17 protein-coding genes, 2 tRNA genes and 2 rRNA genes are annotated in these 21,827 nt (G+C 44.1%); 14 read left to right on the top strand and 7 right to left on the bottom strand.

All coding sequences use genetic code 11. The annotated features are described in order from the left end of the window. The 5 genes from EXZ60_RS07880 to nfsA form a co-directional block, all read left to right on the top strand. Positions 1 to 104, top strand: a 23S ribosomal RNA gene (locus EXZ60_RS07880); the annotation flags it as partial. A gap of 87 nt (positions 105 to 191) precedes the next feature. Next, a 5S ribosomal RNA gene (rrf, locus tag EXZ60_RS07875) occupies positions 192 to 307 on the top strand. Positions 308 to 336: 29 nt separating this feature from the next. Continuing rightward, positions 337 to 413 (top strand) — tRNA-Asp (locus EXZ60_RS07870). A 60-nt stretch (positions 414 to 473) separates the two neighbouring features. Continuing rightward, positions 474 to 550 (top strand) — tRNA-Trp (locus tag EXZ60_RS07865). 220 nt (positions 551 to 770) lie between these two features. After that, a complete protein-coding gene (nfsA, locus tag EXZ60_RS07860) occupies positions 771 to 1,493 on the top strand; it encodes an oxygen-insensitive NADPH nitroreductase (protein ID WP_277435524.1) in 723 nt (240 codons plus the stop codon). A gap of 40 nt (positions 1,494 to 1,533) precedes the next feature. On the opposite strand, the gene EXZ60_RS07855 is transcribed toward nfsA, so the two are convergent. From EXZ60_RS07855 to rdgC, 3 genes are all read right to left on the bottom strand, one after another. After that, positions 1,534 to 1,788 carry a YfhL family 4Fe-4S dicluster ferredoxin gene (locus EXZ60_RS07855; RefSeq protein WP_013857525.1) on the bottom strand — a complete coding sequence of 85 codons (255 nt, stop codon included), beginning with the start codon at positions 1,786 to 1,788 and terminating at the stop codon, positions 1,534 to 1,536. A 2-nt stretch (positions 1,789 to 1,790) separates the two neighbouring features. Beyond that, positions 1,791 to 3,191, bottom strand: a complete 1,401-nt coding sequence (gene yegQ, locus EXZ60_RS07850) for a tRNA 5-hydroxyuridine modification protein YegQ (RefSeq protein WP_047689061.1) — start codon at positions 3,189 to 3,191, stop codon at positions 1,791 to 1,793. Positions 3,192 to 3,353: 162 nt separating this feature from the next. Then, positions 3,354 to 4,268 carry a recombination-associated protein RdgC gene (gene rdgC / locus EXZ60_RS07845; protein WP_010320437.1) on the bottom strand — a complete coding sequence of 305 codons (915 nt, stop codon included), beginning with the start codon at positions 4,266 to 4,268 and terminating at the stop codon, positions 3,354 to 3,356. 190 nt (positions 4,269 to 4,458) lie between these two features. Here rdgC and phoB point away from each other — a divergent pair, with 190 nt between their 5' ends. From phoB to EXZ60_RS07830, 3 genes are read left to right on the top strand one after another with little or no spacing between them, the layout of a single operon-like run. Next, entirely contained in the window at positions 4,459 to 5,148 is a 690-nt protein-coding gene (gene phoB / locus EXZ60_RS07840; protein ID WP_013857522.1) for a phosphate regulon transcriptional regulator PhoB, read from the top strand. Positions 5,149 to 5,168: 20 nt separating this feature from the next. After that, positions 5,169 to 6,470: a phosphate regulon sensor histidine kinase PhoR gene (gene phoR, locus EXZ60_RS07835; RefSeq protein ID WP_013857521.1), complete on the top strand. Its 1,302-nt coding sequence runs from the start codon at positions 5,169 to 5,171 to the stop codon at positions 6,468 to 6,470. Then, positions 6,467 to 7,426 carry a phosphate ABC transporter substrate-binding protein PstS family protein gene (locus tag EXZ60_RS07830; protein ID WP_017046240.1) on the top strand — a complete coding sequence of 320 codons (960 nt, stop codon included), beginning with the start codon at positions 6,467 to 6,469 and terminating at the stop codon, positions 7,424 to 7,426. Before phoR ends, EXZ60_RS07830 begins: the two co-directional genes overlap by 4 nt. Positions 7,427 to 7,467: 41 nt before the next feature. Here EXZ60_RS07830 and ppx read toward each other — a convergent pair whose 3' ends face one another. Together ppx and ppk1 are read right to left on the bottom strand one after the other, a co-directional pair. After that, positions 7,468 to 8,973 (bottom strand): exopolyphosphatase, encoded by a 1,506-nt coding sequence (gene ppx, locus EXZ60_RS07825; protein ID WP_277435523.1) that lies wholly within the window; start codon positions 8,971 to 8,973, stop codon positions 7,468 to 7,470. Further along, positions 8,954 to 11,053 (bottom strand): polyphosphate kinase 1, encoded by a 2,100-nt coding sequence (ppk1, locus tag EXZ60_RS07820; RefSeq protein ID WP_013857518.1) that lies wholly within the window; start codon positions 11,051 to 11,053, stop codon positions 8,954 to 8,956. The genes ppx and ppk1 overlap by 20 nt, the downstream gene beginning before the upstream one ends. Before the next feature lie 249 nt (positions 11,054 to 11,302). On the opposite strand from ppk1, the gene EXZ60_RS07815 reads away from it, so the two are divergent. From EXZ60_RS07815 to phoU, 4 genes are read left to right on the top strand one after another with little or no spacing between them, the layout of a single operon-like run. Further along, on the top strand, positions 11,303 to 13,504 hold the full coding sequence (locus tag EXZ60_RS07815; protein ID WP_277435522.1) for an ABC transporter permease subunit: 2,202 nt from the start codon (positions 11,303 to 11,305) through the stop codon (positions 13,502 to 13,504). Between the two features lie 23 nt (positions 13,505 to 13,527). Then, positions 13,528 to 15,174, top strand: a complete 1,647-nt coding sequence (gene pstA / locus EXZ60_RS07810) for a phosphate ABC transporter permease PstA (RefSeq protein WP_277435521.1) — start codon at positions 13,528 to 13,530, stop codon at positions 15,172 to 15,174. Between the two features lie 2 nt (positions 15,175 to 15,176). Then, a complete protein-coding gene (gene pstB / locus EXZ60_RS07805; RefSeq protein WP_010320428.1) occupies positions 15,177 to 15,995 on the top strand; it encodes a phosphate ABC transporter ATP-binding protein PstB in 819 nt (272 codons plus the stop codon). 36 nt (positions 15,996 to 16,031) lie between these two features. Then, entirely contained in the window at positions 16,032 to 16,730 is a 699-nt protein-coding gene (phoU, locus tag EXZ60_RS07800) for a phosphate signaling complex protein PhoU (protein WP_010320427.1), read from the top strand. A 66-nt stretch (positions 16,731 to 16,796) separates the two neighbouring features. Here the strand turns inward: phoU and EXZ60_RS07795 are convergent, their stop codons facing one another. Then, entirely contained in the window at positions 16,797 to 17,633 is an 837-nt protein-coding gene (locus tag EXZ60_RS07795; protein WP_277435520.1) for a copper homeostasis protein CutC, read from the bottom strand. A 157-nt stretch (positions 17,634 to 17,790) separates the two neighbouring features. Further along, the gene (locus EXZ60_RS07790) at positions 17,791 to 18,402 is read right to left on the bottom strand and encodes a peroxiredoxin C (protein ID WP_010320425.1); all 612 of its coding nucleotides are present in this window, start codon (positions 18,400 to 18,402) and stop codon (positions 17,791 to 17,793) included. 196 nt (positions 18,403 to 18,598) lie between these two features. On the opposite strand from EXZ60_RS07790, the gene EXZ60_RS07785 reads away from it, so the two are divergent. Both EXZ60_RS07785 and aceB read left to right on the top strand, forming a co-directional pair. Next, the gene (locus EXZ60_RS07785; protein WP_277435519.1) at positions 18,599 to 19,501 is read left to right on the top strand and encodes a hydrogen peroxide-inducible genes activator; all 903 of its coding nucleotides are present in this window, start codon (positions 18,599 to 18,601) and stop codon (positions 19,499 to 19,501) included. 591 nt (positions 19,502 to 20,092) lie between these two features. After that, positions 20,093 to 21,727, top strand: a complete 1,635-nt coding sequence (gene aceB, locus EXZ60_RS07780; protein ID WP_026028092.1) for a malate synthase A — start codon at positions 20,093 to 20,095, stop codon at positions 21,725 to 21,727. Positions 21,728 to 21,827: the final 100 nt, after the last annotated feature.

Raw genomic sequence — 21,827 nt, 5'->3', positions numbered from 1 at the left:
GTGTCCTAAAGGGTTGTTCGAGACTAGAACGTTGATAGGTTGGGTGTGTAAGCGCTGCGAGGCGTTGAGCTAACCAATACTAATTGCCCGTGAGGCTTAACCATACAACACCGAAGGGGTTTTGTGGGCTCAATTGAAGAACATTGAATGTGTGAATGAGAACGAAACAGCTTTCCGAATTAAGAAATTTGCTTGGCGACCATAGCGTTGTGGACCCACCTGATTCCATGCCGAACTCAGAAGTGAAACACAACAGCGCCGATGGTAGTGTGGGGTCTCCCCATGTGAGAGTAGGACATCGCCAGGCTTTGAATATTGTCTAACCAGACACGCTGCGGAGCGGTAGTTCAGTTGGTTAGAATACCGGCCTGTCACGCCGGGGGTCGCGGGTTCGAGTCCCGTCCGCTCCGCCACTTATTAAGAGCCTCAGCAGTTATGTTGAGGTTTTCTTCAATGATAAGCATAAATTATTTAGGGGTGTAGCTCCAACTGGCAGAGCAGCGGATTCCAAATCCGCGTGTTGGGAGTTCGAATCTCTCCACCCCTGCCATCTATCAAGCCTCCGCAGAAATGCTGAGGCTTTTTGCTATTTTTCATCTCCTTAGTATTTTTTTGAACATTCCTGTTCTTCAATAACTTCAATAAAAGTATCGCCCCCATACTGCATTAAAACGATCTTTTCTGTGCTAATTTTAAGTTTGCATTTTTACGGCGTCAGTAGGTAATGCTTGCTAAGATAGTGGCAATATCCTCGTAGGGAAAAATATAAGATGAATCCAGTCATTGAAACTATTCTTGCACATCGTTCTATCCGATCTTTTACCGATCAGAAGATAACTCCAGATCAGCTGAGCACAATTATTTCTGCTGGTATTGCGGCATCATCATCGAGCCTATTACAGGTTAATTCAATCATTCGTGTTACGGATAAAGATAAACGCAAGCAGTTGGCTATACTGGCGGGCAATCAAGCTTATGTTGCAAGCGCTGCTGAGTTTTTAGTGTTCTGCATTGACTACCAACGTCATTACGCCATTAATCCTGAGGTAAAACCAGAGCTGATTGAACTCACTTTGATTGGCGCTGTAGACGCTGGGATCATGGCACAAAACTGTTTATTGGCGGCAGAATCGATGGGGTTGGGTGGTGTTTATATTGGCGGCTTAAGAAATTCACCTAAAGAAGTGGATGAGTTATTAGAGCTTCCTCCATATTGCGCAGTGTTATTTGGTATGTGTTTGGGGTATCCGGCTCAGAATCCACAACTAAAACCTCGTTTATCTCCTGAGGTAATTGTTCATGAGAATACCTACCATACTTTGAGTTATGCTGAAATAGAGCAATATGATGAGACGATGAGGGCTTATTATCAGACGCGTTCTTCCAATACCAAGCAAGCGGCTTGGTCTACAGAGGTAACGGCTAAATTAGCACAAGAATCTCGACCTCATATGTTGAACTATCTCAACAGTAAAGGTTTAGCACACCGATAAAAAAGAGCCCAATCTTAACGATTGGGCTCTTTTACAATGATTAGGCTAAACCTTGAATAACGACGAATTTTTCAAGTAGTTGATGTTCAGTTTCTATGTGTTCTGGATCGGTAATGATGCAGTTTGTTATCGGACATACGGATTGGCAGGTGGGCTTGTCGTAATGTCCTTTGCATTCAGTACATAGATTAGGATCAATTTCATAGATCCGGTTGCCCATAGAGATCGCGCCATTTGGGCATTCCGGATCACACATATCACAGTTAATGCATTTACTGGTGATCAATAATGCCATAACTACTTGCCTACGGGATTACGAGTATCTTGGCCAGCATTCAAGTTACGCATTAACAGAGCAAAGTTTAAATCCAACTCTTCAGGAACCGGGATATAAACAAAGTGACCGTTTCCTTTTGCGTCATCAACAGTTTCACCTTTGCGGTTTTCCATTGCTTCAAGTCTGAAGACAACATTCCCTTTTGGGGTCATCAGCTCTAAACTATCACCTAAGATAAACTTGTTTTTAACTTCAACTTCAGCCATTTCACCACGACGTTTACCCGTAAATTCGCCAACAAATTGCTGTGAATCTGAGACTGAATAGCCATAGTCGTAGTTTTGATAAGTATCGTGTGTATGGCGTCGCAAGAAACCTTCGGTATAGCCACGGTGTGCAAGGCTTTCTAAAGTACCCATCAGGCTTTCATCAAATGGTTTACCTGAAACTGCGTCATCAATTGCTTTGCGATACACTTGAGCTGTGCGAGCGCAATAATAGAAAGATTTAGTACGACCTTCTATTTTTAATGAATGCACGCCCATTTTCGTCAATCGTTCTACATGCTGTACGGCTCGTAGATCTTTTGAGTTCATTATGTAGGTGCCATGTTCGTCTTCAAAAGCGGCCATCTTCTCTTCTGGACGATGGCTTTCTGAAAGCAAAACCACATCATCAATCGGTTTGCCTAAACCAAGTGTATTATCAGGGCGCTCTTCTTGTATCTCGATAGTTTGAACTGCTGCTGGATCAAATTTCTCAACAATTTGACCTGTTTCATCTTCTTTGGCTGATTCAACTTTGTATTCCCAACGACATGCATTAGTACATGTTCCTTGGTTTGGATCACGTTTATTAATGTAGCCAGACAATAGACAGCGACCTGAATAAGCCATGCATAATGCGCCATGAACAAAAATTTCGAGTTCGGTCGTTGGACATTGCTCACGAATTTCTTCAATTTCTTCCAACGAAAGTTCGCGTGATAGAATCACTCGTTCAACGCCTTGTGATGCCCAGAACTTAACTGTTGCCCAGTTAACAGCATTGGCTTGAACTGAAAGGTGAATAGGCATTTCAGGAAATGCTTCACGAACCATCATGATAAGCCCAGGGTCAGACATAATGAGCGCATCTGGTCCCATTTCAACCACAGGCTTTAGATCTCGGATGAATGTCTTAAGTTTTGAGTTGTGGGGTTGAATATTACAAACCACGTACAATTTTTTACCCAAAGCATGTGCTTCATCGATACCGATTTGCAGGTTTTCATGGTTAAATTCGTTGTTGCGTACACGAAGGCTATAACGAGGTTGGCCGGCATAAACGGCATCTGCACCGTAAGCAAACGCATAACGCATGTTTTTTAGACTGCCCGCCGGTGATAGTAGCTCGGGGACAAAAGGGGTATGTGTGCTCATTGTTTTTCTCTAATCTGATCTCAAGTCAGGCCAATACCACCTGATGGTATTGGAGGGGCGCAAATTCTACGTTAAAAATAACCTTATGCCTAGTAGGGATCGTAAGCGATACAAAAAAGCCCAACATTTTTAAGGGTATTGGGCTTTTGCATGATGTTTTTGTTAAGCGTTCGGGTGAGGAAGGCCGCCGAGAACGTCAAATAAGTTAGGCAAAAATGCCGACATTTCACCACACATTAATGAGAAATCGGCATCAAAGCGAGCCGCTTGCTCTTCTCGTGGAATATCTTCATTTTGTTCTTTGAGCTCATCGCTAAATGCCAAACGCTTAATGCTACAATCTTCAGCCAGAATAAAGCTCAGGCGATCTTGCCAGTTCAATGCCAGTTTAGTGACGACTTTATTGGCTTCAATATGGCTTAAGATCTCATCGCTTGTCAGTTCTTGTTTCTTACAGCGGATCACTGCGCCATCTTCTAATAACGACTTTAATTCAGCTTCATCCAACAAGCTAAACCCTGGTGGTAGTTCGCCACTTTTAACCCACTGAGTAAGTGTTGTTTCTACCGCTTGTTCTGGGATCGCAGGTACTACGGGTAGGCTACCCATGGTTTTGCGTAGCAGCGCCAAAACGTCCTCAGCTTTTTTGTAGCTTGCGGCATCGACTAGAATGAAGCCTTGTTTGGGTAGAATAAGTACAAAGGTGAGATTGCTGCGGCTAAATGCTCTAGGTAGGAGATCGATGACAATATCTTCCTTGAGGCTTTCCTTCTCCTTTTTCTTGAGAGGTCGCCCTTCTTCCACTTCCATCGCTTCAACTTTGGCATTCAAAGAATCTTTAATGACCGAAGCAGGTAACATCTTTTCTTCTTTTTTCGCGCAGATCAGAATACGGTCTTCAGAAACGTGGGTCATCATGTCGCCGTGTTTACCCATTGCGTTAACCCAACCAAATTTTTGCTTATCTTGGCTGCCGCATGGCGTAAAACGAAATTCGGCCAGTTGTTTTTCGAGCTGATCGGCGTTGAATTCTACATCGCGATTAACACGATAAACCATACAGTTTTTAAACCACATATTCTTTCTCTTACTTAATTAGAAGACGCAACATGATAGGGGATTTGAAAGCTAAAGTCTTAAATCAATTTCAAAATATAATCATGAACTTGATAAGAAACTTATATGAAAAATTGTTTGCAAAGGTCACAAAAGTGTCATAATTGTTTCCCATAATGCATAGCGTTGATTACATAGAAAGGTTATTCAAATGTCTAGAAGGATTCTGGTTGTTGAAGACGAAGCACCCATTCGCGAAATGTTGTGTTTCGTGCTTGAGCAAAAAGGTTATCAAGCTGTTGAAGCGGAAGATTACGACACGGCGGTGAGTAAACTGGCTGAACCCTTTCCCGATCTTGTGTTATTAGATTGGATGTTGCCCGGCGGGAGTGGTATCAACTTTATTAAGCATATGAAGCGTGAAGAATTAACACGCAACATTCCTGTTGTGATGTTAACCGCCCGTGGTGAAGAAGAAGATAAAGTTCGCGGCCTTGAAGTGGGTGCGGATGATTACATAACCAAACCTTTTTCGCCTAAAGAGTTGGTTGCTCGTTTGAAAGCGGTTATCCGGCGCGTCACACCGACAGCACTGGAAGATGTGATCGACGTGCAAGGATTGAAGTTAGATCCTGTCTCTCATCGAGTAACGGCTAATGATAATGCCTTAGAGATGGGGCCGACGGAATTCAAAATGCTACACTTCTTTATGACGCACCAAGAACGCGTCTATAGCCGTGAGCAGTTATTGAACAATGTGTGGGGTACCAACGTTTATGTTGAAGACCGCACTGTCGATGTTCATATACGCCGTCTGAGAAAAGCGTTAGAAGAGGCTGGCCACGATAAATTAATTCAAACAGTACGTGGTGCCGGTTATCGCTTTTCATCCAGAACATAAAGGATTAATTAAGGTACGAAATGGTTGAACGTTTAACGTGGAAAAGGCTGGCTTGGGAGCTGGCTTTTTTTTACTCTCCTTGGATTATCGTTGGCTGGATCTTTGGCCATATGGCTTGGCTGCTTCTAGCGGCTACGGCGTTGCAACTGATTTGGCATTTGCATAACCAAATGCGTTTGTCGGCTTGGTTGTGGGATGAAAAACGTTTAACGCCGCCTTCCGGGACTGGAAACTGGGAATACCTGTTTAATGGAATTTACCGTTTACAGCAACGCCAACGTAAAAAACGCAAAGAACTGACCAATTTGATCCGCCGCTTTCGTAACGGGGCTGAGTCGCTACCCGATGCGGTGGTGGTGTTCCGTGACGAAGGGAACATTGTTTGGTGTAACCGACTTGCACAGCATCTGCTCGGTTTTCGCTGGCCAGATGATGCAGGTCAACCTATCTCAAATTTATTGCGTGCCCCTGATTTTATCAAATATCTGCAAAAAGATGATTTCACAGAACCACTTGAAATGCGCTCTCCACTTAATGTTGAGCGCATGTTAGAGCTGCGTATTGTGCCTTACACAGAAGGTGAGCATTTGATGGTTGTGCGTGATGTCACTCAGTTGAAACAGTTAGAAGGCATGCGCCGAAATTTCTTTGCTAACGTTTCTCATGAACTGAGAACGCCGATGACGGTGTTGCAAGGGTATCTTGAGATGACAGAAGATCCTGACATGCTGGTAGGGCCGATGTGGCCTAAGGCACATGGAGTGATGACTGAGCAGTTAAACCGTATGAACAGTTTAGTCAATCAACTGCTGACGTTGTCAAAAATTGAAGCGGCGCCTATGCATGAGCTGGATGAAGTGGTTGATGTTCCGGCTATGTTGGAAGTACTTGAAAAAGAAGCGATCAGTTTAAGTGGCGATCATCATCACCGACTGCATTTTGATGTCGATAAGCGACTTAAAGTATTGGCCGATGAAGATCAGCTGCGCAGTGCTATATCAAACCTTGTTTATAACGCCGTCAAATATACACCTCCGGGAGCGGAAATTAATGTGCGTTGGTATCAAAACGCGCAAGGTGCTTGTTTAGACGTGGTAGATAAAGGGGAAGGGATTGAGCCACAGCATTTACATCGTTTAACAGAACGTTTTTATCGTGTCGATAAAGCACGTTCGCGAGATACCGGAGGAAGTGGGCTTGGGCTCGCGATTGTTAAGCATGCATTGTCACATCATGACACGCATTTGCAGATTCACAGTGAAGTGGGTGTTGGCAGCAAATTCTCTTTTATTTTGCCTAAACGTTTGGTTGTGCTGTCATGATACATCGCATATTTACAGCCTTTCTCTATTTTTACTTGCTGGTTACCACGAACGCCGTGAGCGCTCAGCCGCTCGTGGATTACTCAAAAACTAACGGTGTTGCAGGTAGTCTGCTATCGGTGGGTTCAGACACACTGGCAGGAATGACGACGCTCTGGGTTGAAGAGTTTAAGACGATCTACCCAAATATCAATGCTCAAGTACAAGCCTCAGGTTCTTCCACTGCGCCTCCTGCTTTAACTGAAGGAACAGCGCAATTTGGCCCAATGAGTCGCCCGATGCGTGGTCGTGAGATTGAAGCATTTGAACGCGCTCACGGTTATAAGCCGACGGCATTGCGGGTTGCGATAGATGCCATTGGTATTTTTGTACATCGAGATAATTCAATCAAAGGGCTTAATTTTACTCAATTAGACAGTATTTTCTCATCCACGTTGCGCTGCGGTGCTACACAACCGACCAATACTTGGGCGCAATTGGGCGTTGATGAGGATTGGGCCAAGCGAGGAATTCAACTGTTTGGCCGAAATTCGGTGTCGGGAACTTATGGCTATTTCAAACAAAATGCACTGTGTGGTGGCGATTTCAAAAAGGGAGTAAACGAGCAGCCGGGATCGGCATCGGTTGTACAATCGGTTGCTTCATCGATCAATACTATCGGTTATTCTGGTGTTGGTTATCAGGTTTCTGGTGTGAAATTGATTCCGATAGCCAAACAAGGCGATCAGTTTATTGCCGCAAGTTATGAAAATATTCTATCAGGTGCTTATCCGTTATCTCGCTATTTGTATGTGTATGTGAATAAACATCCTAATCAGGATCTGCCACCCATGCAGCGAGAATTTATCCGTTTCATTTTTTCTAAGCAAGGACAAGCGATCGTTGGGAAAGATGGTTATGTGCCTGTCAGTGCCGAGTTTGCTCAGCAAGAACTAGCTAAAGTGGGCATAAAATAACGAGCTGTTCGCTCGCTATTTTTAATCAAACCCAATTCAATTTAAACATTGAGCTGCCAACCGACACTTCGCCAATACTGTTGTTCGCACATCAGATCCGCATGTAATAATTTATTATTTTCTAACCAATTGGCATCTTCACATTCTAGTTTCCACTCATCATCTTTTGCGCTGAGTGTCAGCTCAGGAAGGGGATCATCATTACGTTGGCTATTGACAACAATCGCTAAACGCAACACGCGGATGAGGCCAATAATGTGCTTTTTCTTAAACAAGGTGAAATCATTCATTTCTTGCAGCTTGAGGGATTTGCGTTGAAAGCGCGCTAAGGTCGACAGCACTTGCTGTTGCTCGCTGTTAAAACCGGGCATGTTGGTGTGACGCAGAATATAAGCAGAGTGTCGGTGAAAGCCTTGTAAGTTGATGCTCAATCCCACCTCATGCAATAACGCTCCCCATTCCAAAAGATCAAACAGTTCGCTGCCTTTTTTTAATCCCAGCTCTGAGGCTACATTTTGTAGGAACTCTTTCGCGTGACCTTTTACTTTAGCGGCATGCTCTAAGTCGACTAGATGCTTCATCGCGAGGTTTTCAGTGGTACGTAAACGGATATCGGAATACTTGAACCGATCTTCCATCTCATAAAGCAAACCTTCTCGTAATGCACCATCAGAAAAATGCATCTCTTTCACACGCAGCGATTTTAAAACCGCGCTTAAAATGGCAACTCCCGCAGCAAAAACGGGTTTTCTATCGTCAGTCAACGCGCTGAGTTCGATCTCATCAATACTTTGCCATTCACAGAGTTTTTCGATGAGTTTATTGACTCGCTCAAGCGTGATGATGCCATCATCAAAGCCCAAACCAATCAGTACTTCGTGAATGGCTTTGATGGTTCCTGACGAGCCGAAGGCGACTTCCCACCCTTTTTTACGATATTTGGCCGCAATAGATTCGATTTTTTGCTCGGCGGATAATATCGCATGAGCGAAGTTTCTGCTTGAAAGCCTACCATCAGCGAAGTAACGGTCGGTATAGCTGACGCATCCCATTTGCTTGCTGTTGATTAGGTCTGGATCAAACCCTTGGCCAATCACCATCTCGGTACTGCCGCCACCGATATCCACCACCAACATAGACGCTGCTTGAGGTTGAGTATGTGCCACGCCTAAATAAATTAAGCGTGCTTCCTCAGCTCCGGGAATGATTTCAATAGGGAAAGGCAGTACTTGTTTGGCTCGTTGCAAGAATGTATGAGCATTATTGGCTTGACGCAGCGTATGCGTGGCCGCGATGCGCACGTTTTCAGGTTCGAAACCTTGCAACCGCTCGGCAAACATCGCTAAGCATTCAAGTCCTCGCTCTATGGCATCGGCATCCAAATTTTTTTGTTCATCTAACCCAGCCGCCAAGCGTACACGTTGCTTATGGCGGCTCACCAGTTGCAGATTTTGATCGACGACTTTGGCCACCACCATATGAAAGCTGTTAGAGCCTAAATCGATGGCCGCAATATCGCGAATAGTATTAGTTGGGTTGATTGTCATGTAAGGGTTCTTTGCTCTTTCTGGTCTGTCTTTCTACATTCTTAAGATAGTCGTAGATGGCAAATTGCGAACGCACTTTTTTACGGTTACCACGTTCTACATAATTATTGCTCATCTCTTTGTCTATCCAGCGCGCTTTCACTGTATCGGTAAATTGTAAATTCATTATGTCAATCATACGCTGTTTCAAACGTGGGTCACGAATTGGTGTGGTTACTTCGATACGATGATCGATATTGCGCGTCATCCAGTCGGCAGAGGAGATATACACCAGCGGGTTGCCATCATTGTGCGTAATAATGACACGAGGGTGTTCCAAAAAGCGATCAACGATGCTGATGATTTTGATATTGTCACTCACGCCCTCAATTCCCGGAACCAGTGAACACATGCCCCGGACGATCATCTTAATTTGTACGCCCGCGCTACTCGCACCATACAGTTTATTGATCAACCCTTTATCCACTAAGTTATTTAACTTTAAAGTGATTGCGGCTTTTTTACCAAGTTTCACATTGGCGATTTCACTGTCGATTAATCGATAAAGCTGAATACGAGAGTTTCTTGGCGACACAATGAGATGGCTAAATTTAACTGGGCGGTAAGGGTTTTCAATATAGCCAAACACGTTTCGTACTTCGGTAGCAATTTCATTGTCGGCGGTCAGGAGTGAAAAGTCCGTATAGATACGGGCGGTTTTTTCATGGAAGTTGCCCGTGCCTATGTGTGCGTAGCGAACGATGTTGTCCTGTTCTTTGCGGCTAATGAGCAGCAATTTAGAGTGAATTTTTAATCCGGGAGCACCGAAAATTACTTGGACCCCCGCTTCGGTTAAAATACGTGACCATTCAATGTTGGCTTCTTCATCAAACCGTGCTTGTAACTCAACCACTACCACCACTCGTTTGCCATTGTGTACTGCATCGACGAGCGAGTTCATTAGGCGAGAATCTTTGGCAACACGATAAATATTAATTTTGATGCTGATCACTTTGGGATCAAACGAGGCTTGTCTTACCAACTCGGTAATGTGTTCAAATGAGTGGTAAGGGTAGTGAAGTAGAATATCCTGAGCGCGAATCGCATCAAATGCATTGGCAAAACCTTCAAAGTCAGCACATTGCATGGGTGGTAGCGGCTTGTTTTCTAAATAGTCACGCCCCACGTTTGGGAACCCAATAAAATCTTTAAAGTTATGGTAACGACCACCAGGAAGAAGGCTATCATAGTGCGATATTTTGAGTTTTTCGCACAAAAATTTAAGCATTTTTGTCGGCATTTCTCGTTCATAAACAAAGCGTACGGGCATAGCACTTAAGCGTTGATTCAACCCTTCTGACATCTGTTCTAACAAACTGTATTCGACTTCCCGTCGCAAGTCATATTCCGCATCACGTGTCATTTTCATCGCGTAACCCGTGAGCTCTTCATAGTCAAAAAATCCGCGGAAAATCTCATCAAGGCAGTGGCGAATGATGTTGTCCAATAAGATGATGGTTTTGCGGCGTTTGCCCTTTTGCTCCGGCACCATGACAAAGCGCGGTAGGTGGTCTGTCGGGATTTCAATCAGCGCATATTGGCTGCGGTCATTGTGTTTGAGATCAACGGCAATATAGGCGTATTCATCTTTCAAAAATTGCATGACATCAATGTCGTCAGTCATGAGCAGCGGTGTAATATGCGGGCGCACTTCTTTATGGAAATACTTAGTGATCCATTTTTTCTGAGTCTCGTCCAACTGCGTTTCATTAACCAAGAAGATACGGCGACGTGCCATTTCTAAAATAAGCTCATTATAGAGATTGTCGAAATCTTGGTTGAGTTTGAACGCCTTACTTTGCATTCGTGTCAGCAAATGCTTGGTAGTATCGTTACCACCACGTTCTCGGTTGATCAAAATTTGCCGTTTTACATCGGAAAAGCGAACTTTATAGAACTCATCCAGATTGTTAGAAAAAATACCTAAAAACCGTATTCTCTCGATTAAAGGCACGGTTTTATCTGCGGCTTCTTGCAATACGCGTTCATTAAACGAAAGCCAGCTCAATTCCTTGTCGATATACAACTTGTCCGTACTCATTCATGTTACCTTTTAACTCAATTGACGTTTTTTACTGACTCACCCTCTGTGTGCTGATTGTGCGATTCTGCACAGCAATCAATTCGGGTATTGATGATTATGCAAACTATGCCTTTTATGTGACATTTTTATTTCAAGTAGGCAAGTTGAGTATAGTTGTTTTATTTTCAGTCGTTTATTGCGAGTTGTAATATACTTGTCACGAAAATTACATATTATACGCAGACAAGAAAAAGGGTAGAGAGAGCAATGGCACCAAGTGAATTTTCATTGAAGGAACGTGACAGAAAACGGTTGATAAAAGACCGTTTGGTTCGCCTTGCAGTGAGTTTTGGTGGCGTGAGTGTACTTGGCGCTTTAGTGCTGATTTTTGTCTATCTTGCGATGGTTGTTTTCCCTCTTTTTGGTAGCGCAAAAATTGAAAGGAACGTGGCGCAAGTGAGTATAACCACTTCCAATCCTCAATTTTTGGCCATAGATGAATACGGCGAGAATGCCTTTGTTGTTGACCTTGACGGCAGCATGAACTTTTGGCCCTTGGACGGCAAAACGGAACACGCATTGTGGTCGGATAGTCTCCCTATTCGCGTTGATCTTTTTAGCCAAGCTCCCCCGCTGGATGGATGGTTTGCCGCTAGCAATGCGGCGGGAGAGGTCTTTATTGCTCGCCCTAAATTCAGTTATCTTCATAGCATGGAAGGTCGCCAGTTTTCTCCTTATCTTGAGCGCGTCAGTTTACCCTCTACCTTTCGGCTGACTCATAAAACGCAAACGTTACGCCAGTTTGCCTTCGCCGTTACTGATGAGGTACTTTTCTTCGCTTCTTATCTCGATAATGATGAGGTGATAGTACAAACCTTAACGAGTGATAACGTCGAGCCAATTCAGCGCTTTGTGTTTCAAGGCTCATTTCCTTCTTTGGACCAATTGCTTTTTACGCCAGATGGTAAAACGCTTTATCTTCGCTCAGGGTCCGAATTGGTTGTTGCAGTTAAGAGTCGTCAAGGTTATTTCGTGCGAGAAGTGGTTGATTTAAACCAAGGTAATTCCGATCGAGCCGTGACACAAATCAACTTATTGTCCGGTGCTTATTCGCTACTGGTGACTCACCGTAACGGCTTAGTGTCACAATGGTTTGATGTGCTGCAAAATGAAGAACGTCAACTGACTCAGATTCGTAAGTTTAAATTAGCGCCGCAGGTGACGCTGTTACTGCCGGATACTTATCGCAAAGGTTTTTACAGTTTCTACCCTAATGGCACAATCCAAAGTCACTATACGACCAGTGAAAAACTGGTGTTGTTTGAGAGGATGTACAACAAAGCCCCTCAATTGGCCGCCATGTCCAATAATGAGCTTTATCTCGCTACGTTGAGCGAGCAGAAGATCAGCGTGGCAAAAGTGGATAATGATTATCCTGAAATATCACTCTCATCATTGTGGCAAAAAGTGTGGTACGAAAGTTATCCTGAGCCTCAATATGTGTGGCAATCGACGTCAGCGAACGATGAATTTGAGCCTAAGTTTAGCCTAGTACCGATAGCCTTTGGCACTCTTAAGGCCGCGGCATACGCAATGTTATTTGCGATACCGATTGCGGTGTTTGGCGCGATTTACACGGCTTATTTTATGTCACCGAGAATGCGCCGAGTGGTGAAGCCGTCGATTGAATTGATGGAAGCGTTACCAACCGTCATTATTGGTTTTTTAGCGGGGTTGTGGTTTGCGCCATTAATTGAAAGCCATCTCGCGGCGGTCGGAGCGCTGCTGCTATTTTTACCCATTGTGATGTTACTCGTTGGGCTAGGTTGGCACCTATTACCGAGAGCATGGGTGCGAAATTTTTCAAATGGGTGGCACGCATTGATACTAATCCCCGTATTAGTCGTTAGTGCAGTGGTTATCTTTTCGTATAGCAGCCAAATTGAAGTTTGGCTATTTGATGGCGATATTCAGATTTATCTCGCGCAAAACGGCATCGATTTTGATCAGCGTAATGCGCTGGTGGTTGGTTTTGCGATGGGCTTTGCCGTCATTCCAACCATTTTCACTATTGCGGAAGATGCGATCTTTTCCGTACCTAAACATCTTTCTGATGGGTCATTAGCATTAGGCGCAACACCTTGGCAGACATTAACCAAAGTCGTGTTGTTAACGGCAAGTCCTGGCATATTCTCGGCGATCATGATGGGGTTGGGGCGAGCCGTCGGAGAAACAATGATCGTTCTTATGGCGACGGGTAATACACCCATTTTAGATTGGAATATTTTAGAAGGGATGCGCACCTTATCGGCAACGATTGCGGTTGAGTTACCAGAGTCGGAAGTGGGAAACTCCCATTACCGGTTGCTTTTTTTAGCGGCACTATTGCTACTCATGTTCACCTTTTGTGTGAACTCGATTGCTGAATGGGTCAGACAAAGGTTGCGTGCCAAATATCGCGCTTTGTAATCAATTGGGAAAAATCATCACAAATGTTTAAGTGGTTTCAATCAGGTTCACCTTGGATATGGTTAACAGGCGGTGCTGTCAGCATCAGCCTGATTTCGGTATTGGGCTTGCTCCTGTTTATTGGTTGGAAAGGATTAACCTATTTTTGGCCGACGCCACTTTATCAATGGCAAACTCAAGAGGGGCAAGCACTGGTTGGTCAGCTTTACTCTGAGGAAAATGTGCCATTAACACACTTAAGAGCGTTAGATATTACATGGCCCAAAGCCATACTGGATGCTGGGGAAGTGAAGCGGCTCAGTATTAAAGTCGCTAACCGAGAACGAAATCATGCGGACTTTGTTTCGATACTGGATGTTAAACTGTCGGATAAACAAATGCCTAGCAGGTGGGCGGTAATAGAACGTAAGAGTAACGGACAGTTTTATGGCAAGCCGATTGCTTATGTGCAAACCGATGGAAGCGAGAGTTCGGATGTTCAAACCATGCTCGCTGCAGGAATGCAGGATGTCGCGTTATTGAGAGAGCAAATTGACGATGTGATTGACCAAGAGATCAGAGTCATTGGCTTTGCCGCCGAAAAATTACGTTTAGAGAAGCGTCGTAAAGAACTCAATGGAAAGCTAGAACGAACCTATTTAGATCACTATTTTCATAAAAAGCAGGATTTGGATAGCCAATTAGCTATTGCCGAACAAAAGTTAGATGCGCTGCGCCAGCAAATGAATGGGCCGTCGTTGATTGTTGAAGAGATGAGTGGGCAACGAGTGGCGATTCCACTTAGCCAAATTCTCGATATTTGGTATCCCAATGATATGACTTTGGGGCAAAAATTGGTCCAGTGGGGAAAGCAGGTGTGGCTCTTCCTATCAGAAGATCCCCGAGAATCGAACTCTGAAGGTGGCGTATTTCCAGCCATCTTTGGTACCGTGCTGTTGGTGTTGTTGATGTCGATTATCGTCATGCCACTTGGTGTTGTAGCGGCTATTTATTTGCACGAATACGCAAAAGAGAATCTGTTTACTCGTATCATTCGTGTTGCGGTTATCAACCTTGCTGGTGTGCCATCGATTGTTTATGGGGTATTTGGTCTTGGTTTTTTTGTTTACACCATAGGCTCATCGATTGATACGCTACTCTATAGCGAAAGGTTACCAGCCCCCACTTTTGGTACGCCTGGCTTACTGTGGTCGGCGCTCACATTAGCGGTGTTAACTCTACCCGTAGTGATTGTGACGACGGAAGAAGGGTTAACACGGATTCCCAGCGCAGTACGCCATGGCTCGTTAGCATTGGGCGCTACCCATTTTGAGACGATTTGGCGCATAGTATTGCCGATGGCAAGCCCTGCTATTATTACTGGGCTTATTCTCGCCATTGCGCGAGCCGCGGGTGAGGTTGCCCCTTTGATGCTGGTGGGTGTGGTCAAACTGGCGTCAAGTTTGCCTGTGGATGGCGAGTTTCCCTTTGTACATCTTGAGCGAAAATTCATGCACTTAGGTTTTCATATTTACGATGTTGGTTTCCAAACGACCAACATCGAAGCGGCTAGGCCACTGGTGTACGCCACTTCATTTTTATTGGTGACAGTGATTGTGGCACTGAATTTAACGGCCATCAGTATCCGCAATAACTTGCGTGAGAAATATCGAACGTTAGGGCAAGATTAATTATGTTTTCCATCAATCAAACTTTGGGTTATCACGCCCCGTTAGATGTCAATAATCTGAGCGATCAACAAACGGCGATTGCGATTGAAGATCTGAATCTGTTCTATAAACAGACTTGTGCGCTGAGCCATATCTCAATGCGTATTCCCAAAGGACAAGTAACGGCGTTTATCGGCCCTTCCGGTTGTGGTAAGTCAACCTTACTGCGCTGTATTAACCGGATGAACGATCTGGTCGAAGGGTGTCGAGTTGAAGGTGAAGTCAAACTGCATGGTAGAAACGTCTATCACCCAGATGTGGATGTTGCCACGTTGCGCCGCCGAGTGGGGATGGTATTCCAACGACCCAACCCATTTCCGAAATCCATTTATGAAAACGTGGTGTATGGGCTTCGTCTACAAGGAATTAAAAATAGCCGTACTTTAGATGACTCCGTTGAGCGAGCTTTAAGAGCCGCTGCGTTATGGGATGAAGTGAAGCATCGCCTACATGAAAATGCATTTGGCCTTTCGGGTGGGCAGCAGCAACGCTTAGTTATCGCCAGAGCGATTGCTATTGAGCCAGAGGTGCTGTTGCTTGATGAGCCAACGTCTGCGTTAGATCCAATTTCTACGTTGACCATCGAAGAGTTGATTAACGATCTAAAAACCAAATACACAGTGGTGATTGTGACGCATAACATGCAACAAGCGGCAAGAGTGAGCGATCATACGGCTTTTATCCATATGGGAAAATTGATTGAGTATGCGGATACTGACTCTATTTTCACCTCCCCATTGAAAAAACAGACGGAAGACTATATTACTGGTCGATATGGTTAATACTTTCGTCAATAGTGATATTCAAAAGGAACGATGATGCATCTAGGTCGCCACATTTCAGGACAGTTCAATGTTGAACTTGAATCGATTCGCACTCATGTATTGACGATGGGCGGGCTGGTGGAGCAACAACTCTCTTTTGCGATGCAAGCATTGCATAAAGATGATGCCGATCTGGCCAGAAAAGTCGTTCGGGATGATCACAAAGTGAATGCGATGGAAGTTTCTATTGATGAGGCTTGCACGCGTATTATCGCTAAGCGACAACCGACAGCCAAGGATCTGCGCTTGATCATGGCGATCATCAAAACCATTACCGACCTTGAACGAATTGGTGATGTAGCCACCAAAATTGCCTACGTCACTATCGAAAGCCCTTCACCTAAAGAGAGCAAATTTCGAGTTTCTCTTGAACCTTTATGCCGACAAGCCATTGCAATGTTGCACCAAGTGTTAGACGCTTTTGCGCGGATGGATCTTGAATCGGCTGCTGAAGTGTACCGCTTGGATGATAAGCTGGATGCCGAATACGAAGCCGTGATCCGCCAACTGATGACCTATATGATGGAAGACCCTAAAAATATCCCACATATATTACAAGTCATGTGGTCTGCACGAGCCATCGAACGCGTGGGCGATCGCTGCCAGAATATCTGCGAATACATCATCTATTTTGTCAAAGGTAAGGATGTGCGCCACTTAGGTAAACAATCGATTGATGACATCCTCAAATAGCCTTTTGGGTAAAGTAAGGTGAAGGAAAGTTATTCACCTTACATCAAGACATAACGGTCGCCGAAGTTAAGAAAGCTGGCGCAATACCTCTTGGATTTTTGCCGGATCGGTAATTGGGATGAGGGTGTCATCGACAGACTCTTGGCCCATTTTCACCGCATTGGCGATCATATCCATGCTACTTGCACGCGTGGTTTTGCCGGACAAATGCACTTCAGTGATGCCCGTTTCACGGATAATGTCAGTCACGTTTGATGCGTTTAAGCCAGCCCCAGCCATAATAGAGAATCGGCCATTCACCAGTTTCACCATGTGTGCAATTACGGATCGTCCTGCATAGGCATCTGGCGCTAACCCTGAAGTAAGTACACGCTCACACCCTAATTTTGCAATGTCTTCAATCGCTTGTTCATAGCTGTGGCATTGATCAATCGCACGGTGGAAAGTGGTACCCAGCCCTTGCGCGGCTTGCATCATCAGTAAGCTTGCTTCAAGGTTGATGGTGCGATTTGGATTCAAAATACCAAAGACGATGCCGTCTAGTCCCGCCTGTTTTGCCATCTCTATATCGATCAACATCGAATCGAGATCATCCTGATCATAAAGAAAGTCGCCTTGACGCGGACGAATCATCGCGTAAACAGGAACGCTCGATATTTGTGCGGCCTTTTTCATTAAACCAAAGCTGGGCGTCAGTCCACCCAATGCGAGCGACGAACACAATTCAATGCGAGTAGCCCCGCCTTTAATGGCGTTGTGTAGCGATTCAATATTATCAATACACACTTCAACTTGAATATTCATAGCAAAATCCTGCTGGAAAAATTTGGTTAATGTTAGCAAGTTAGAGTAGTGACGTCTGTGTGATTGAGGTGAGAAATAGGGGTAAAGTTTACCAACCAATGCTGCCTCATTTTCACTAAATGAACGACAACGAAAAAGCCCAAAGCGTTAGCTTTGGGCTTGGATAAGGACTTTACTTCTTAACTGATTGGCGATGCGTTTTACGCTTTATTATATGTCCAACCATTGACCCGAGTTGAGCGCGGGCTAAGGAGAATTATTTCTTGCCTAGGTCGTCTGAGTGCTCAGCTAGGAATGCTGCAACACCTTTTGGAGATGCATCCATACCGGCTTTGCCTTCTTCCCACTGTGCTGGGCACACTTCACCGTTCTTTTGGTGGAAGTTAAGTGCATCAACCATACGTAGCATTTCGTCGATGTTACGGCCTAGTGGTAGGTCGTTCACAACTTGGTGACGTACAAGACCATCTTCGTCGATGAGGAAAGAACCACGGAAAGCAACGCCTGCTTCTGGGTGCTCAACATCGTACGCTTTACAGATTTCGTGCTTCACGTCAGCGATTAGCGGGTATTTCACTTGGCCAATACCGCCGTTTTCGATAGCGGTATTACGCCATGCGTTGTGAGAGAATTGAGAATCGATAGATACACCGATTACTTCAACGCCTTTCGCTTGGAAATCTTCGAAGCGTTTGTCAAAAGCGATAAGCTCTGATGGGCAAACGAAAGTGAAGTCTAGTGGGTAGAAGAAAACAACCGCTTTCTTACCTTTAGTAAATTCTGCGAAGTTGAAGCTATCAACGATTTCACCGTTACCAAGAACAGCTGCTGCAGTAAAATCAGGGGCTTTACGACCAACTAGTACCATTTTTTTGCTCCTAAGAATAAGGTTTAGTTCCAAACCAGTGATGAGCACTGGTCCAGTCCGTTTTTGAACGAGACAAACTATAGTACAGATTGTAGGATAGTAAAAAGCGAAATAAATAGATTAGTCTCATCGAAAAAAGCGATTAGCTCTAATGACGGAATTGGAAACGGCACTCAAATAAGATAGTAGTAGAACGATGAATAAATGGCCCAGTTTGAAGCAGTTGCACTATTTAGTAACACTCTACGAAACACGGCACTTTAGTGATGCCGCTGAACGTTGTTTTGTTAGTCAATCTACCCTAAGTAAAGGGATCCAAAATTTAGAGGAATTAATAGGTTGCCCGCTTTATGAAAAGGATAAGAAAGCTCCGTTAGTGTTTACTCAAGCGGGAGAGCTGGTTGTTAGCCAAGGAAGAGAGCTACTTGCCAAAGGACAAGATTTAGTGGAACTCGGCAAGGTTTGCCAAGGCGATGAGATGCAAGGTCAGCTTAAGCTGGGTTGTATTCCAACCATTGCTCCATTTTTACTGTGTGATTTAGTGCAAGAAGTGAATGTCCGCTTTCCGAAGTTGAACTTATTATTACGAGAAGATACGACGACGAACCTTTTGGCTGCACTGCGTCATGGAGAGCTTGATGTGTTGATTTTGGCTTTGCCTGTCGATATCGGCAAAATGGAGAGCCGAGTCGTGGGGATTGATCTATTCAAAATGGTGATCAGCCGTCATCAAATGGATAGCATCCGTGTGCCAATCAAGTATGCTGACCTGCCTGATGAATCGGTGTTTTTGCTCGAAAATGTGCATTGTTTAACGGATCATGCTGTGTCGGCTTGCAAGTTAACCGCCAAAGAGAAAATTAATCCATTTACCGCAACCAGTTTACATACCTTAGTGCAGATGGTCGCCAATGGTTTAGGGACGACTTTCATTCCACAAATGGCAATCAATCATGGCTTAGTTGAAAACCAAAATTTAGTGGTCATCGAGCCTCCTGGTCAGCAAGCGTATCGAGAGATTGGTTTAGTTTGGCGGCCAAGTTCATCGCGAACTCACACTTTTAAGCAGTTAGCGGATGTGGTTTCTGGTTTACTTTAGCGATTAGTCTTACTCTTTCCTTTGCCTAAAAAATCAAAAAGTCACTTTTAATGTGGCTTTTTTCAGTTTTTTATTCTGTTAGTGTTTTTAAACTTGTAAAATTTTACAAACAATTCTTGATGAAGTTTTCATAAAATCAAAAATCTTTACAGCCACAATTTTACACATCCTATTTTCTCTTGCGTTTAAAAAGAAGCCATCTGTCTCGCTCGGTTAGTCGTAAATTCAAGCCTTACTGCGTCTCACATCATTTCGAACGTCTGTTTAAAACTAAAATCTGCCTTTTTAATTTTGTAATTAAATAACGTAATAACTTTCATATTTAACAAGGAAATCAAACATAGGTTTGAAACGGGATAAAACTTTGTTTTTAACCTTTCATTAACTTTGTCTCTTTTGCTGAATGATGAGTTGATGTAAGGTTTAATAAGGTTTTGTAAGACTTATGTCTAGCTTGGTTAGGCTTGAAATATTGGATTGACTGAGAGAAAGTGTCGGTAGAGATAAGTCAGTGGATAGCAAAAAATGAGCATTTGAATTTGTGGTTTTTAAATTACAAATGTAGTTGGAATGGTTTTAAGGAAGAGCGTTATGTTTGCACAGACCCCAGAAACAGAGTTAGCACTCAGCAAAGAACACCACGAAGCCAAGCTTGAGGTTGTTGGTGCCGTTGGCCCACATCACCAAGCTATTTTCCCTTCAGAAGCCCAAATCTTCTTGTCCACTCTGTGTGCTAAATTTGCAAGCCGTGTTGATTCGCTGCTGGATGCACGAGAAGAGCGACAAACACGTATTGATAACGGAGAACTGCCGGATTTTCTCAAGGATACGCAAGATATTCGCGAAGGAAGCTGGAAAATTCTCGGTATCCCACACGATTTACAAGATCGTCGAGTGGAGATTACGGGGCCAACCGACCGAAAAATGGTGATCAATGCATTGAATGCTAACGTCAAAGTGTTCATGGCGGATTTTGAGGATTCGATGTCACCAGCATGGGATAAAGTGCTGGATGGGCAAGTCAATTTGCGTGATGCCATTGAAGGAACCATTAGCTATACCAATCCTGACAATGGTAAGTGCTACCAGCTTAAAGATAACCCAGCGGTGCTCATTTGTCGGGTACGCGGTCTGCACCTTAAAGAAAAGCATGTTAAATATGCAGGGCAAAGTATTCCGGGTTCGCTGTTTGATTTTGCACTCTACTTTTACAACAACTATAAATCATTGCTTAAAAAAGGCAGTGGCCCTTATTTTTATCTTCCAAAACTTCAGGCCTATCAAGAAGCAAAGTGGTGGAGTGACGTTTTCCATTTTACCGAAGAGTATTTTGGGTTAGAAACTGGCACCATTAAAGCCACCGTATTGATTGAAACCTTACCCGCCGTGTTCGAGATGGACGAAATATTGTTCTCGCTTAAAGAACACATTGTCGGCTTAAATTGTGGCCGCTGGGATTACATTTTCAGTTATATCAAGACATTGAAAAATTATCCGGATCGGGTGCTACCAGATCGCCAAGTTGTCACAATGGAAAAGCCGTTTCTTAACGCTTATTCACGCTTGCTGATCTATACCTGTCATAAGCGTGGCGCATTTGCGATGGGCGGTATGGCCGCGTTCATTCCAGCTAAAGATCCCCAAGAAAATCAGTTGGTTCTCGATAAAATTCATCACGATAAATTGCTCGAAGCCAATAATGGTCATGACGGTACTTGGGTTGCCCATCCCGGTTTAGCGGATACGGCAAAAGCGGTCTTTGACCAAGTACTGGGCGAGCGTTGTAACCAATTAGATGTTACGCGTCTGTCTGATGCGCCGATTCATGCCAATGAGCTGTTGACCCCATGTGAAGGGGAACGTACCGAGCAGGGCATGCGTCATAATATTCGAGTTGCACTTCAGTACATCGAAGCATGGATCTCCGGCAATGGCTGTGTCCCCATTTATGGTTTGATGGAAGATGCGGCGACCGCAGAGATTTCTCGAGCGTCAATATGGCAATGGATCAAGCATGGAAAAGCCTTGGATAATGGTCAGATTGTTACCAAAGCGCTTTTTGAGCAGTATCTTGCGCAAGAAATTGAAGTCGTGAAACAGGAAATCGGCACGCAGCGATTTGCACAAGGACGATTTAGCGAAGCGGCACAATTGATGGCTCGCTTAACTACCAGCGATGAGCTGACTCATTTTCTCACCGTTCCGGGTTATGACTACCTAGATTGATGAGATTTAAAACCAATAACTAATAACCAATTACTGACAACCAATAACGTGAAGCTGTTTTCAAAAGCAGAATAGGTCGTACTGCTGAGAAAAGGATGAC

Source organism: Vibrio sp. 1151_11 (genome assembly GCF_029478525.1).
In the GTDB taxonomy this organism is placed as follows: Bacteria; Pseudomonadota; Gammaproteobacteria; order Enterobacterales; family Vibrionaceae; genus Vibrio; species Vibrio anguillarum.
This window is presented reverse-complemented; position numbering and strand designations above follow the sequence as displayed.

Bases quoted from the DNA above. Each gene is read 5' to 3' on its own strand.
- phoU (WP_010320427.1), top strand. From the start codon at position 16,032: ATGCATCTAGGTCGCCACATTTCAGGACAGTTCAATGTTGAACTTGAA.
- pstA (WP_277435521.1), top strand. From the start codon at position 13,528: ATGTTTAAGTGGTTTCAATCAGGTTCACCTTGGATATGGTTAACAGGC.
- ppk1 (WP_013857518.1), bottom strand. From the start codon at position 11,053: ATGAGTACGGACAAGTTGTATATCGACAAGGAATTGAGCTGGCTTTCG.
- EXZ60_RS07815 (WP_277435522.1), top strand. From the start codon at position 11,303: ATGGCACCAAGTGAATTTTCATTGAAGGAACGTGACAGAAAACGGTTG.
- phoB (WP_013857522.1), top strand. From the start codon at position 4,459: ATGTCTAGAAGGATTCTGGTTGTTGAAGACGAAGCACCCATTCGCGAA.
- EXZ60_RS07785 (WP_277435519.1), top strand. From the start codon at position 18,599: ATGAATAAATGGCCCAGTTTGAAGCAGTTGCACTATTTAGTAACACTC.
- EXZ60_RS07855 (WP_013857525.1), bottom strand. From the start codon at position 1,788: ATGGCATTATTGATCACCAGTAAATGCATTAACTGTGATATGTGTGAT.
- EXZ60_RS07830 (WP_017046240.1), top strand. From the start codon at position 6,467: ATGATACATCGCATATTTACAGCCTTTCTCTATTTTTACTTGCTGGTT.
- EXZ60_RS07790 (WP_010320425.1), bottom strand. From the start codon at position 18,402: ATGGTACTAGTTGGTCGTAAAGCCCCTGATTTTACTGCAGCAGCTGTT.
- pstB (WP_010320428.1), top strand. From the start codon at position 15,177: ATGTTTTCCATCAATCAAACTTTGGGTTATCACGCCCCGTTAGATGTC.
- yegQ (WP_047689061.1), bottom strand. From the start codon at position 3,191: ATGAGCACACATACCCCTTTTGTCCCCGAGCTACTATCACCGGCGGGC.
- ppx (WP_277435523.1), bottom strand. From the start codon at position 8,973: ATGACAATCAACCCAACTAATACTATTCGCGATATTGCGGCCATCGAT.
- nfsA (WP_277435524.1), top strand. From the start codon at position 771: ATGAATCCAGTCATTGAAACTATTCTTGCACATCGTTCTATCCGATCT.
- aceB (WP_026028092.1), top strand. From the start codon at position 20,093: ATGTTTGCACAGACCCCAGAAACAGAGTTAGCACTCAGCAAAGAACAC.
- phoR (WP_013857521.1), top strand. From the start codon at position 5,169: ATGGTTGAACGTTTAACGTGGAAAAGGCTGGCTTGGGAGCTGGCTTTT.
- rdgC (WP_010320437.1), bottom strand. From the start codon at position 4,268: ATGTGGTTTAAAAACTGTATGGTTTATCGTGTTAATCGCGATGTAGAA.